The 13,674-nt window shown below is 58.5% G+C and carries 13 protein-coding genes and 1 tRNA gene; 8 read left to right on the forward strand and 6 right to left on the reverse strand.

Going from position 1 to position 13,674, the window contains the following annotated elements; all coding sequences use genetic code 11:
- Positions 1 to 12: 12 nt before the first annotated feature.
- Both FJU08_RS10000 and FJU08_RS10005 read right to left on the reverse strand, forming a co-directional pair.
- Positions 13 to 1,089: a quinone-dependent dihydroorotate dehydrogenase gene (locus tag FJU08_RS10000; protein WP_141148855.1), complete on the reverse strand. Its 1,077-nt coding sequence runs from the start codon at positions 1,087 to 1,089 to the stop codon at positions 13 to 15.
- A complete protein-coding gene (locus tag FJU08_RS10005; RefSeq protein ID WP_141148856.1) occupies positions 1,086 to 1,433 on the reverse strand; it encodes a DUF952 domain-containing protein in 348 nt (115 codons plus the stop codon). The genes FJU08_RS10000 and FJU08_RS10005 overlap by 4 nt, the downstream gene beginning before the upstream one ends.
- A gap of 252 nt (positions 1,434 to 1,685) precedes the next feature.
- On the opposite strand from FJU08_RS10005, the gene FJU08_RS10010 reads away from it, so the two are divergent.
- The 7 genes from FJU08_RS10010 (at position 1,686) to FJU08_RS10040 (ending at position 9,195) form a co-directional block, all read left to right on the forward strand.
- Positions 1,686 to 2,333: a response regulator gene (locus FJU08_RS10010; protein WP_141148857.1), complete on the forward strand. Its 648-nt coding sequence runs from the start codon at positions 1,686 to 1,688 to the stop codon at positions 2,331 to 2,333.
- A 119-nt stretch (positions 2,334 to 2,452) separates the two neighbouring features.
- Entirely contained in the window at positions 2,453 to 3,109 is a 657-nt protein-coding gene (locus FJU08_RS10015) for a S24 family peptidase (protein ID WP_141148858.1), read from the forward strand.
- Between the two features lie 20 nt (positions 3,110 to 3,129).
- Entirely contained in the window at positions 3,130 to 3,555 is a 426-nt protein-coding gene (locus FJU08_RS10020) for a tellurite resistance TerB family protein (RefSeq protein ID WP_141148859.1), read from the forward strand.
- Positions 3,556 to 4,063: 508 nt separating this feature from the next.
- Entirely contained in the window at positions 4,064 to 5,770 is a 1,707-nt protein-coding gene (locus FJU08_RS10025; RefSeq protein WP_235890646.1) for a glycosyltransferase family 2 protein, read from the forward strand.
- Between the two features lie 204 nt (positions 5,771 to 5,974).
- Positions 5,975 to 6,436: a MarR family winged helix-turn-helix transcriptional regulator gene (locus FJU08_RS10030; protein WP_141148861.1), complete on the forward strand. Its 462-nt coding sequence runs from the start codon at positions 5,975 to 5,977 to the stop codon at positions 6,434 to 6,436.
- The gene (locus FJU08_RS10035; protein ID WP_181409800.1) at positions 6,423 to 8,102 is read left to right on the forward strand and encodes an MFS transporter; all 1,680 of its coding nucleotides are present in this window, start codon (positions 6,423 to 6,425) and stop codon (positions 8,100 to 8,102) included. Before FJU08_RS10030 ends, FJU08_RS10035 begins: the two co-directional genes overlap by 14 nt.
- 22 nt (positions 8,103 to 8,124) lie before the next feature.
- Positions 8,125 to 9,195 carry an HlyD family secretion protein gene (locus tag FJU08_RS10040; RefSeq protein ID WP_141148862.1) on the forward strand — a complete coding sequence of 357 codons (1,071 nt, stop codon included), beginning with the start codon at positions 8,125 to 8,127 and terminating at the stop codon, positions 9,193 to 9,195.
- A 54-nt stretch (positions 9,196 to 9,249) separates the two neighbouring features.
- On the opposite strand, the gene FJU08_RS10045 is transcribed toward FJU08_RS10040, so the two are convergent.
- The 4 genes from FJU08_RS10045 to FJU08_RS10060 all read right to left on the reverse strand — a co-directional run bounded on the left by FJU08_RS10045 (position 9,250) and on the right by FJU08_RS10060 (position 12,189).
- Positions 9,250 to 9,993, reverse strand: a complete 744-nt coding sequence (locus FJU08_RS10045) for a DUF1647 domain-containing protein (RefSeq protein WP_141148863.1) — start codon at positions 9,991 to 9,993, stop codon at positions 9,250 to 9,252.
- Positions 9,994 to 10,216: 223 nt separating this feature from the next.
- Positions 10,217 to 10,290: transfer RNA gene (locus tag FJU08_RS10050), tRNA-Gly, on the reverse strand.
- Positions 10,291 to 10,348: 58 nt separating this feature from the next.
- Positions 10,349 to 11,734, reverse strand: a complete 1,386-nt coding sequence (locus FJU08_RS10055) for an FAD-containing oxidoreductase (protein ID WP_141148864.1) — start codon at positions 11,732 to 11,734, stop codon at positions 10,349 to 10,351.
- Positions 11,731 to 12,189: a DUF4126 family protein gene (locus FJU08_RS10060; protein ID WP_141148865.1), complete on the reverse strand. Its 459-nt coding sequence runs from the start codon at positions 12,187 to 12,189 to the stop codon at positions 11,731 to 11,733. Before FJU08_RS10060 ends, FJU08_RS10055 begins: the two co-directional genes overlap by 4 nt.
- A 414-nt stretch (positions 12,190 to 12,603) precedes the next feature.
- On the opposite strand from FJU08_RS10060, the gene FJU08_RS10065 reads away from it, so the two are divergent.
- Complete coding sequence (locus FJU08_RS10065) at positions 12,604 to 13,671, forward strand: DUF475 domain-containing protein (protein WP_141148866.1); 1,068 nt, start codon at positions 12,604 to 12,606, stop codon at positions 13,669 to 13,671.
- The last annotated feature ends 3 nt before the right edge of the window (positions 13,672 to 13,674 follow it).

A 13,674-nucleotide genomic window follows, 5' to 3' on the forward strand; every position in this document is an offset into this window, starting at 1 on the left:
GAAGGGGCTGCGTCAGAACCGCTTTTCGGCCCATTCTGCGACGCTTTCGTCACGCAGCGCGCGAAGATTGTCCGCACCGGCCTTTTCCAGCGCCGCAACCATCGCCGAAAGCCCATCGGAGATCAGCTTCGGTCCTTCATAGACCATGCCGGAATAAATCTGCACCAGATCAGCACCGGCACGGATTTTCTCCAGCGCCCGCGCGCCGGTGGAAACCCCGCCGACACCGATGATCGCCATATCAGGCCCAAGCCTCTGGCGCATGCCAGCCAGAACCGCCGTTGAGCGCTCGAACAGAGGTGCACCGGAAAGCCCGCCCGCCTCACCGGAAAGCTTTGCCGATTTCAGCCCGTCGCGCGCAAGTGTGGTGTTCGACACGATGATACCATCAAGCTTCTGCGCCAGAACCTCTGCGGCAATGTCGTCCAGCTCGGCCTGATCCAGATCGGGCGCGATCTTCAGAAAGACCGGCGGCTGCGCCTCGGCGGCGGCACGGGCTTCAAGCACGCGTGACAGCAGGGTCGCAAGTTCGCTGCGCGCCTGGAGATTGCGCAGGCCCGGCGTGTTGGGCGAGGAAATATTGACCGTCAGGTAATCGGCCATGGCGGCAAAACGCGTCGTACCGGCAACATAGTCGGCAATACGATCCTCGCTCGCCTTGTTGGCACCGATATTGATGCCGAGCACACCGCGACGCTTGGCGCGGGCGACATTGGCCGCCAGCGCTTCATGGCCTTCATTGTTGAAGCCCATGCGGTTGATCACCGCCTCATCCTCGACCAGCCGGAACAGGCGCGGCTTCGGATTGCCGGGCTGCGGCTTCGGCGTCACCGTGCCGACCTCGACATGGCCGAAGCCGAGGCCGAACAGCCCGTCAATCGCCTCGCCGTTCTTGTCGAGACCGGCAGCAACGCCAAGCGGATTGGCGAAAGACAGCCCCGCCAGCCGGACGGCCAGGCGCGGGTCAGCCGCATGGCGGGCGCGCGGCAGAAGACCGGTACCGATCCCTGTCAGGGTCAGCGCATGGGCGCGCTCGGGGTCCAGCAGAAAAACGGCCTGGCGCGCACCAAGCTTGAACGGATTGATCATGGCAGAAGTCCCGTGAAATCATGAAGCCCATCGGCACCGATGGGCAGTGCGCGCTCCAGCACAACAGCGCCGAAATCAAGCGGCGCATAGAGATGGGGAAAGGGCTTGCCGCCGCGCGAAATCTCGTATTTCAGCGCCGGCCCGAGAAGGGCGGCATCGACACCGACAAGCAGCAAATCAGCCTGGCCGGAAAAATGCCTGTGCGCCGTTTCCACCACCTGGCTCTCGGTTGAAAAATGAATGAAGCCGTCAGACAGATCAATGGCGGCGCCATCGAAACATCCGGCGGCCTTTGCCGCCCGCCACTCAGCGGCCGAAACGATCTTGTAGATCACACGATCCATGGATCCGGCTCCCTTTCCATCTTTGCGCCAGCATGTGCCGCATTGCGCGCTGAAAGTCCATGCGGCAACGCAGAAAAACGGCTGACAGGCACACCTCCCCCGCGACAGATCGACGCATTTACGGGGATAAACATGACATTAGCTGAGAATTTGCCCCCTATGCCGGCCCTTTTATTGAAATCCGCTTCAATTAGAGCTAAGGAATGGTCTTAAGACCTTGGTTGTACAACTGCCTTTGGGAGGGGGCACGAGATGGCCGCACAAACAATTCTGATCGCTGATGACCACCCGCTTTTCCGCGGTGCACTGAAACAGGCCATTAGTGGCATGGCCGCCTATTACGCCGTCGTTGAAGCCGGGGACTTTGAGGGCGCGCGCGCTGCAGCTGCCGAAAATCTTGATGCCGACCTGATGTTGCTTGACCTTTCCATGCCCGGTGTCAGCGGCTTTTCCGGCCTGATGACATTGCGTGCCGAATATCCATCGCTGCCAATCGTCGTCGTTTCCGCCAGTGATGACAGCGCCACAATCCGGCGGGCGCTCGCCCTTGGCGCATCAGGCTTCATCTCGAAATCCGCCGGACTTGACGAATTGCGCACGGGCATACGCACAGTATTGAGCGGCGGAACCTATCTGCCGGAATCCTATGACGGCTCGGCCGAAACAGACCCTGACGTCGCCGAGATGCTTGAACGGCTGAAGAGCCTCACCCCGCAGCAGTCCCGTGTGCTGCGCATGCTCTGCGAAGGCCTGCTCAACAAGCAGATCGCCTATGAGCTCGGCGTCTCCGAGGCGACGATCAAGGCGCATGTTTCCGCCATCCTTCTCAAACTCAATGTCGACAGCCGCACCCAGGCGGTCATTCAACTCGGCAAGGTCAATATGGCCATGGTCGCCTGACGGCAATGGATGGGGACAGGATTTTATTCCTGATCCCATCTTTACGAATCTCTCCGCCTTGTCTAGATTTCAACGATTGAAACAGTGATTTGAAGACGGCTTGACCGAAGGCGGCGCCAATGCTTTCGCATGATATGATCTGGTCCGCGATCGACACGCTGGCCGCCCAACACAAGTTGACGGCTTCCGGGCTCGCGCGCCGCGCGGGGCTGGATCCGACATCATTCAACCGCTCGAAACGGCTTGGCCCCGACGGCAGGCTGCGCTGGCCGTCAACGGAATCGCTGTCAAAGATCCTTGAGGCCACCCAGACCGACCCGGAAGTATTCTTCGCGCTCGCCCGGCATGATCCCTCAGCGCCCTCCGGCAGCTTCCCGCCGCAGCAGAGCACGATTCCGCTGCTAGGCTTTGCCCAGGCCGGCTCCGGCGGCTTCTTTGACGATGGCGGTTTTCCGGCTGGGCAGGGCTGGGACATGGTCGACTTTCCAACCTCGATCGGCCCGGGACCAGGGGTTTATGCCCTGGAAGTTCAAGGTGACAGCATGATGCCGCTCTATCGGGACGGCGACGTGCTGATTGTCGACCCGAACAGCCAGACCCGCAAGGGCGACCGAATCGTCCTGAAGACATGTGAAGGCGAGGTGATGGCCAAGGTGCTGGCGCGACGCTCAAGCGTTCAGGTCGAGGTTATGTCGCTTAATCCGGAACACCCCAACAGAACATTCGACCTGACTGACGTCGAGTGGATTGCCCGTATCATCTGGGCCAGCCAATAGAATTTCAGGGACATTGCACCATGCAGAACACCACAAGGACACCGCTCAATCACTACGATGCCCTCATCTATGTCATGGTGATGGCCTCGGCCGTCGACAACGGCATGAGCGACAGCGAACTGCGCCGGATCGGCCTCGTCACCCGCTCATTGCCGATTTTCGAAGGATTTGACGAAGAGCGCATCACCGATGTTGCCCATGCCTGCGCCGAAATTCTCGCCGGCCCCGAAGGCATGGAGATCGCGCTTGAAATCATCAAGGATGTTCTCCCGGCAAGGCTTTACGATACGGCCTATGCTCTGGCCGTTGAAATCATGGCCGCCGACCAGAAGGTCCGGCCTGAAGAAATCCGCCTGCTTCAGCTTTTCCGCGACCGTTTCGGGCTCGACAAGCTGACCTGCGCCGCCCTTGAACGCGGCGCGATCGCCCGCTATCGCCACATCTGAGGCGAAGCCTCACAGACTGTGCTTCACGGTGTTGGTGCCGCCTTTCACGGAAGGCGGCACTGAATCTTATGCGTTTTTCTCTCCAGAAGAGCGATGGTCGCACACGAAAATCCTTCACGACCAGGACCACATCTTCGCAACCGCATAAATCAAAATAGTACATACAATAATAAAAGTTATGTTTATTTAATGATAAATTTAAAAATATAGATCTATCCAAATATCTGAATTTTATATCAATATATACTTGAAATATCATTTAATTAATCTAAAAATAAGATCAGGAGATAGATCCTTGGGGGTGATCTGCTCCCCGGGGGCGAAAATGACGGCGTCATTTGCGAATGATGCAATCGGAAATACAATTCCGATTGCGGAAACTTATTGCCAATCGCGTAATTTATTACTAACAGAAAGAGCCTTACTGAAGGCGCTGAATTATACGCAACCCACAATTGATGCCGCCAGCCGCAAGGCCATCGCGAACCAAACCTCTATCGAGGAGGAGTTGCTGGCCGGCGGGCAGCCGGCAGAAGATCACTATCGCCGCTTCGCCGACCATCTCGGCCTGCCCTTCGCCACATCCTTTGCCCCCTTTCACCTGGTAGACAGGCCGAAGCTTGACACGCAGATGGCCAGACCAACAGCCATCCGGCTGGAAGGCCGCAGTGGCGAGAGCCGGATTGCCATCATTCCTGTCGCCACCAAGGCAGAGGCCCTGCACCGGACATTGCGGCGCTTTCCCGAGCTGGCCGAACGGCTGATCGTCACGACCCCCGAGGCAATGCGTCAGGCAATCTGGCAGGCCGGCGAGAAACGCCGCACTTTCCGGGCCATCAACCGGCTCATCACCTGGAACCCGCATTTTTCTGCACGCGTGGTTTTCTGGGGCAAGCAGGGCTTTGTGATCGGCAGTCTGTTCGTCACGCTTTGTGCGCTGCTGGCAGCATTTCCGGTAACAACACTGATTTGCCTGCACGTCGCCATGTCGGCATTCTATTTCAGCTCGCTGATTTTCCGCGCGGCGGCCATGACCATGAGTGCGCCGCCGTTTGAAGCGACCCCACCACCCAGAGACGGAAACCTGCCGGTCTATACGGTTATGGTCGCACTTTACCGTGAGGCCGGCATGATCGAACAGCTCACAGGCGCATTACTGGCACTCGACTGGCCACAGACAAAACTGGACATCAAGTTCGTCTGCGAGGCAGACGACCTGGAAACCATCGCGGCCATCAAGGCATGTCGGCTGCCACCCTGCTTCGAGCTGGTCTGCGTTCCACCATCCCTGCCGCGGACAAAGCCGAAGGCACTCTGCTATGCGCTTGCCGGCGCGCGAGGTGAATTTCTGACCCTATATGACGCAGAGGACCGGCCACATCCACAGCAACTCCGCGCCGCCTATCAAACCTTTTCCCGCGCACCCAAACGGCTGGCCTGCCTTCAGGCCCCGCTCGACATCACCAATGGCAACCAGTCCTGGCTTTGCGGCCTGTTTGCCCGCGAATATGCGGCGCTGTTTCGCGGCATCTTGCCGCTTCTGGCGCACAGCGCGCTTCCCATGCCCCTTGGCGGCACATCCAATCACTTCCGAACGGATGCATTGCGGGCCGTACGCGCCTGGGATCCCTATAACGTCACCGAGGATGCCGATCTTGGCCTGCGCCTGCACCGCCTGGGTTATCGCTGCGGCGTAATCGGCCCTGCAACGCTTGAGGATGCCCCGACAAGTCTGCGCGGCTGGACCGGTCAACGCACACGCTGGTTCAAGGGCTGGCTGCAGACCTTTCTCGTGGCAACACGGGATCCGATCGCCCTGTGGCAGGAGCTCGGCGCTGGCGCCTTCGCGATCTTCATGCTCAATAGCGGCGGCATGCTTGTCTCCGCCCTGCTCCATCCGATCGCCTTCCTGTCTGTGGCCGCCAATCTTGTCCTGCTTGCAACCGGCGGACTCGCTACGGACACGCTGCATATCGCCCTGACGGCTGTCGACATTGCCAATATTGCACTCAGCTATGCCATCTTTCTTCGCCTGGGACAGAAGAACCTGCCGCCGGAACGGACCAGAACCCTGAAAGGCAGCCTGCGACATGTGCCGCTCTACTGGCTGCTCCTCTCCTTTGCCGCCTGGCAGGCGGTGATCGATCTCGTGCACCGCCCGTTCCACTGGAAAAAGACCGAGCACAGCCCCGTCACGCAAAAGGCACCCGGCTAAACACGCCTGCCTCCCCTATATTTCGTTTTATTTCACGTATTTACAGATGCGCGACCAGGGAGCTCCCGCGCGCGGCAGGCCCGTGTCGCGCGTATTTCGCTGCCGGCACGACAGGTGTCTGCAGCCTTAAACCTTGATTTTCCGCAAAACTAAATTATATAGCCTACTATCTATTAGCCCATTATCAGATAGTCAGCTATTAATATGTCCAGCGAAATAAACAGACAGGCCATCACCTTCATGGAGACGATGACCGTCGCCAGCCGAAAGATGCGCACCTATTACAACGCGCAGGTCTCCCGTTACGGGCTGACCTTTGCCCGCGCACGGGTGATCCTGCTGCTGTCAAAAAACAAGGTGATGAACCAGAGCGCGCTGGCCTGTGAGCTGGAACTCGAAAAGCCGACTGTCGTACGCATGCTGGACCGGATGGAAGCCATCGGGCTGATCAGCCGGTCGCCGGACCCCAATGATCGCCGCGCCAATCTGATTTCGCTTTCCGAGCACGGCAAGGCCATGGCGGTCAAGCTTGACCAGGTGCGCGTCGAATTCTTTGACGCCCTGTTTGGCCCGGCTGATGCACAGAAGCTTGCCGGCGGCATTGCGGTTTTCGAAACGATCATCGCCCGGATCGAGAAGCTGGAGGCGCATGATGGCGACATCTGAGCCAGAAACGACCTCTCGGCCCCTGCCCGCAGAGAACGAACAGCCAGCGCCGCCGCCGCGGCCGCTTTATCCCGGCGCTCCGCCGCCGCAGCCGCCAAAACCGCTGCCGCTGCTGCTGCTCTATATGTTTGCCGCAACCGTGGTTGGCATCACCCAGGGCGTCGGCATGTCCTTCATCTCAGTCACGATCCAGCAGATTGCCGGGCCGCTGAAGGCGACGACGGCCGAAGCCAGCTGGTTGACGGCCGCCTATCTGGCCCCCAATGCGGTATTGACCCTGATGCTGTTCAAGATGCGTCAGCAATTCGGCATCCGCCGTTTTGCCGAGGTCTCGATCGTTGTCTATGTGCTGGTCAATCTCTGCCATCTTTGGGTCGACAGCTTCCAGTCGGCGATGATCGTCCGCTTCTTTGCCGGCATTGCCGCCGCGCCGATGTCGTCGATTTCGATCCTCTACATGCTTGAGGGACTGCCACCGCAGAAGAAGATTTCCGTCGGCATTACCGGCGGCATGACCGTCATGCTGCTGGCAACGCCGCTTGCCGGCCTGACCGCGCCTTATCTTTTCAACCACGGCGGCTTCAAGGCGCTCTATATCTGTGAGCTCGGCCTTGCCATGCTATCCCTGATGCTGATCTTCAAGCTGCCGCTTGTCTCCGGCGAGCGCGTCAAGGTCATCAACCGCAAGGACCTGATCTCGTTCACTTTCCTCGCCCTTGGCATGGGTGCGATCACCGTTGTGCTCAGCGTCGGGCGAATCTACTGGTGGACAGAAGTGCGCTGGACCGGCCTGCTGCTGATCCTCGGCGTGGTCTGCCTGATGCTGATGACGCTGATCGAACTGAACCGGCGCGACGAGCCGCTGATCGATATCCGCTGGCTTACCTCGGCGGAGATTATCCACTTCACCGGCGCGCTGATGATCTTCCGCATCATCCTGTCGGAACAGTCGACCGGCGTGCGCTCCTTCTTCATCATGCTGGGGCTCTCCAATGATCAACTGGTCGGTCTCTACGCCGTCATTTTAGGCGCAACCATTGCTGCAGGCGTCGCATGCTCATTGATCATAAAACCCGGCCGGGTGGCGGCCATGCACGGCTTCGCGCTTGTCCTTCTCATGATTGGCTGCTGGCTCGACAGCCAGTCGACCAGCCTGACGCGGCCAAGCGACATGTTTTTGAGCCAGATCCTGATCGCCTTTGCATCCGGCCTGTTCATGCCGCCGGCCATGTTGATCGGCTTTATCGCCGCATTGCGGCGCGGCCCGAACTATATTCTGAGCTTCATCATCGTCTTCCTGACCACGCAAAGGGTCGGCGGCATTCTTGGTTCGGCCATGTTCGGATCCTTCGTCACCTGGCGCGAAAAGATCCATTCGGCAGCCCTCGTTCAAGATCTGACAGCCGGTAACCCGCTTGTCGCGGCCCGCATGAGCCAGCTTTCAGCATCCTATGCCTCTGTCATTCCCGATCCGGTGATCCGCACGGCCGAAGGTGCCGTGCTGCTGGCCAAACAGGTGACGCAACAGGCCTATGTGCTGGCCTATAATGACGCATTCCGTTTTGAATCCCTGCTGGCCCTGCTGGCGCTGATCATTCTCCTCATCGATGTCGCATTCGAGAAGTGGGAGCACATCCGCGCGCGGGCCGAAGGCCTCCCGGCCTGACTCATCCCCAAGGACATCCATCATGACACGTGCACTCCGCTCAATCGCCTCCTATGCAACGCTCGCCATCGGCCTTGCCGGCATTCTTGCCCTGCTGTTTGCCTGGCAGCTTCCGCCCTTCAATTTTTCCGATGCCCGGACAGATAACGCCTATATCCAGGGCCAGGTCACCCTCATGTCACCGCAACTCTCCGGCATTGTCGCCGAAGTTCCGGTTCAGGACTTCCAGAAGGTGAAGAAGGGCGATCTTCTTGTGAAGATCGATGATCGCATTTATCGCCAGCAACTGGCAGAAGCCAAAGCCGCCCTTGATGCTGCCAACAATGCGCTGTCTGCCAACGCCCAGACGCAGGAAACCGCCAAGGCGCAGATTGCCTCCGCCAAAGCCGATGTCGACAGCGCCGAGGCAACACTTGCCAATGCCAGTTCGCAGTGGCAACGCATCCAGACGCTGAGCGAAAAGCAGGTCGCGACCCAGAGCAGCCTAGATACGGCACGCGCAACGCTTGATCAGGCCAAGGCGTCGCTCGCCAAGACCAAAGCCGCACTCGACGTCGCCAACCAGACCCTGAAATCGGCCATCATCAACAGGGATACGCTGAAGGCCAATGTCGCCTCGGCCAAGGCTGCCGCCACTCTCGCCGAGATCAACGTTGACAACACGGAAATCACTGCGCCGCGCGACGGTACGCTTGGCCAGATCAAGACGCGGGTCGGCCAATATGTCTCCGCCGGCACCCAGCTAACCTCACTGGTTCCCGATACTGTTTGGGTCGTGGCCAATTACAAGGAAACGCAGCTGCCCGGCATGAAGGTCGGCCAGCGGGTTACATTCACCGTCGATGCGCTTGACGGCAAGAAATTCAACGGCCGCATTGAGCGCTTCTCGCCGGCAACCGGATCCGAATTCGCCGTGATCAAGGCTGACAATGCCACAGGCAATTTCACCAAGGTCGCCCAGCGCGTGCCGGTCCGAATTGCCATTGACCCCGACCAGGCAGAAGCCGACAAGCTGGTTCCCGGCCTCTCGGTCATCACCACGGTTGACATGAAGGACAGCGGCGATGGTAATAACGCGCTTGCATCGCGCTGAAGCTGCAAAAGGCTTCGGGCGGCGACTGAAGTCACCCGCCCGCGGCCGCATTGCTCAGTCTATGTCACGATGGATCTCAAATCCGAACTGCCGGTTTTTACGGGAGGCAAATTTGCAAAACCGCCCCTCGGAAAGATGGACCAGAACACCAAGCACAGCCTGATCCTGACGATGGTTTGAGCGATCGGATCCCTCGGGGGCAATCACATCTCCGTTCTGGGCTAACACCGCCCAACGTCTAATCAAAGCCGAAGCCTCCGGATCCCACGCATCAAAACCCACACAGGCGCCGTTGACATTGGCACGCCCCTTTGCCCAGACCTTGTCCTTGGAAAAGTAACGAAGCGTTGCAGCATCGGTCCAGCGTGCCAGATCATGCGCCGTTCGCGTCGTAAAAAAGCCATCGTGAAGGATTGCCCGATAGAGCCTGTTCAACGGCTTGTTGAGCAGATTTCCCGCATCCATCCACACAACCGGCCCATCAGCACGACCGATAAATGAACTCAAAATGACCGGCTTCCAGGCATATTGGCCGGCCTGCTTCCGGATATCAAACCAGTCCGGATAGTTTTCGTAGTCAAAGCGCTCAATGCGCGCCTGCGGCGCCGCAGCCTGAACCCCACTGCGCGCTTCGCGCGTCAGCCCCAGATCATAGATCACCAGTTCAGACTGCGCTTCGTAACGCCCGACACTCTCTACAAATTGGCACAGTGACTTCGCATGCGAGGTATCAGCACCCGTAACAATTGTCAGCCGGCTCTTTCGCTTTGTGAAACGAAAAATATTACTCAGATTCATGCTTCATCAATTCGTTGCTATTTTTTTATAAAGACAGCAACGAATTAGTTATAAATCAAATATAAAATACGAAATATTGAAAAATTCGATCTTAAAATTATAATATTTATTTAATAATAAAGAAATACTATAATTTTAAGACTATATATATAACTCTATATGTATTCGTATCTGTCCCTCACGTTGCATAGAACGCGTTTTTGCAGAACAGGACTGGGATTATTGGAGCGGGTAGCGGGAATCGAACCCGCGCGTTCAGCTTGGGAAGCTGACAGGCTACCATTACATCATACCCGCAGGCAGCTTCTGCTCCATAGCACTGCCGCCCCCTGCCCGGCAAGCGCAAAAAGCGCCCTCAGCGCACGGCGGCAGACTGCAACCCGTTGGCAAGGGTTGGCAGCAGTTCGGCAACTGTCGGGTGAATGGGAACGGCCCATTCAAGATCGGTAATATGGGCGCCCATGCTGATCATGTTCGACAGGGCATGAATGGCTTCGTCACCGCCGGGGCCTAAAATGGCGCCGCCGAGCAGAAGGCCGCTGTCGGCATCGGCCACGAGCTTCATCAGGCCCTGGGTTTCGCCACGTTCGCGGGCACGCGCGACGTTCGCCATCGGCCGGCTCGACACGCTGACATTCAATCCACGCTTTTTCGCCTCGGCTTCGCTCAGCCCGGCCCGGCCCAGTGGCGGATCGATATAAAGCGCGTAGCCCGCGACCCGATCTTCCACATGCCGCTTCTCGCCGTTCAAAATATTGGCAGCAACGATCTCATGATCGTTGTAGGCCGTGTGGGTGAAGGCGCCGCGACCATTGCAGTCACCCAGCGCAAAAATGCCTTTCGCACTGGTTTCCAGAAAGGAATCAACGGTGATATAGCCGCGCTTGTCGACGGCAATCCCGGCCTTTTCCAGCCCAAGATCATCTGTATTCGGCCGCCGCCCGAGCGCCACCAGAACATCGGACCCGGAGACTATTGTCTCATCAGCACCATGCCTGACGGTTGCACATATACCGGCGCCATCCGGCGCGAGCCCGATACAGTCGGCACCGGTTAAAATGGTAATGCCTTCCGCCTCCAGAATGTGCCGCACCGCGTCGGCAATCTCCGGGTCCTCACGGCCGATCAGCCGTTCACCACGCTCAATCACCGTGACGCGCGCACCGAAACGGGCAAACATCTGTGCAAATTCCAGCCCGATATAACTGCCGCCAAGCACCAGCAGATGTTCGGGCACCCGTTCAAGCCGCACCATATCGGCATTGGTGAGGTATTTGATCTTGTCGAGGCCCTCGATCGCCGGGATAGCGGGCCTGCCACCGACATTGATAAAGATCCTTTCCGCTGAAATCACATCTTCATCGATGATCAGCGATCGCGGTCCGGAAAACCGGGCATGGCCATGCAGCAGCGTGAGATTTTCCATCCCGTCAAGCCAGGCCTCGAGTCCCTGGCGCGAGGCCGAGACGACCGAACGCGCCCGTTTCATCACCCGTGTCATGTCGACTGAAACGTCACCGACAATATCAACGCCGAAATCACCGGCCCGGCGCGCCAGATGTGCCATGCGCGCGCTCGCCACCAGCGTCTTGGTTGGCGTGCAGCCGGTATTGACGCAAGTGCCGCCCAGACGATGCCGCTCGACCAGCGCAACCTTCTGTCCCGCCGCAACCAACCTTCCGGCCAGCGAAGGCCCCGCCTGCCCCGCCCCGATGATAATTGCATCGTAATATGTCGTCATGCAGCAACCACAATCAAAAGTGCCCCCAGTAAGGCAATGGCATCTTCAATCAGGGCCGCGGGCCGGTCTTGACCAAATTTACGGGCAAGTGCGCCGCGGGCTTTGGCACCGCCAAGCGTTCCGATCACCGCACCGACGAGGCCGGCGACCGCGCCGGGACCGAAACCACCGGCGGCAAAGCCGAGCGCAGTGCCGGCAATGGCACCCATGACGATCCGCGCGCCAAATTGCGGCGGCACGGTACGGCTCGGCGTTGTCGGCAACTGGTCGGTCACAAGTTCGACCAGGGCAAACAATGTCAAAACGCCAACCGCCCAGACCGATCCCATGAAGGACAGGAACGTATGCGACAGATCAATCCAGCCGAGATAGGCTGCCCAGGCAATGGCGGCAGGCGCGGTCATGGCCCTGAGGCCTGCAACCACCCCGATCAACAATGCAAAAAGTAAAGACATCGAGGCAACTCCTGTCAGACAAACGCAAGGTTGCAAGAAGATGACGATAACATAACCGGATATAAACGCACCACAAATCTGACATTCGTCAGTCAGATCAACACATGTGACTGATTTCGTGACACTAATCGGAACCCACTCTTGACGTAGCACTTCGAGCGATTACATTATGGCGTATCCTGGACCTTTCAGCATGAAGGCCAGAAACCCGGTACCGGGCCCCTCTGGCGAGAGTTCGACGGCGCTCTCGTGATGTCGGTACCGTCCGCAGATGAGCCGGCGGACATTGATTACAATGTATCAGAACGGAAATGCCGAGGCGCGGCTCATCGGGCCATCGGCTGTGTGTGCCCTCTCGACAAGCAAATTGGCAGGGACAGATCCGCGCCATTTGCCTTTTACGGGGGCACGGCCATGACACCGTCTTCAAGACCGCTGCACAGCTATTTTCACGGCGCTTTCATCGTCACCGCCATCGGGCTTGGCGGCGCAGCACTCTATGGCTATCTCAGTTTTGACGGGCTGGGCGGTGCGCTCGCATTTCTGTTCATCACGGCCGTGCTTGCTGTTCTGGAAATCTCGCTGTCCTTTGACAACGCCATTGTCAACGCCAACAAGCTCAAGGATATGACAAAGGCTTGGCAACGCCGCTTCCTGACCTGGGGTATTCTGATTGCCGTCTTCGGCATGCGGCTGATCTTCCCGCTGGCCATCGTCGCCGCTGCAGCGCATATCGGCCCGCTCTCGGCGCTTGAACTTGCCGTCTATGATCCGCGCGCCTATGCCGCGATCATGCATGAGGCCCATATGCCGATTGCTGCCTTTGGCGGGACCTTCCTGCTGATGGTCGGGCTTTCCTATTTCTTCGACGGTGACAAGGATATTCACTGGTTGCCAGCGGTGGAGCGCCCCATGTGCCGCTGCTCCTCCATCAAGGGAATCGAAATCGGTCTTGCGCTTGTGCTTGTGCTGTTGTTTTCAAGCCTTGTTCCCGATGCCCGCGCCGCTGATTTCCTCTATCCGGCACTTTACGGCCTTCTGACCTTCCTTGGCGTCGAGGTCTTGAGCGGCTTTCTCGATGCCAGCCAGAAACAGGTTGCCCGCGCCGCCGCCCAAGGCGGGCTTGGCGCCTTCATCTATCTGGAAATTCTCGATGCCAGCTTCTCATTCGATGGCGTCGTAGGTGCCTTCGCGCTGACCAAGAACCTGTTCATCATCGCCGCCGGTCTCGGCATCGGCGCCATGTATGTCCGCTCTCTCACCATCATGCTGGTGGAACGTGGCACGCTGAGCGAGTTCCGCTTTCTCGAACATGGTGCCTTTTATGCGATCCTCATTCTGGCCGTGATCATGTTCTCGCAGACGCTGTTCCACATCCCCGAAGCCGTGACCGGTCTGGTTGGCGCCTCGCTGATCGCGCTTTCGCTCTGGTCATCTATCCGGTGGCGCCGCGCCAATGGCCAGATCGCCGGAAGCAGCTGAGGC

It is taken from the genome of Martelella alba (assembly GCF_006516955.1).
Classification (GTDB): Bacteria; Pseudomonadota; Alphaproteobacteria; order Rhizobiales; family Rhizobiaceae; genus Martelella; species Martelella alba.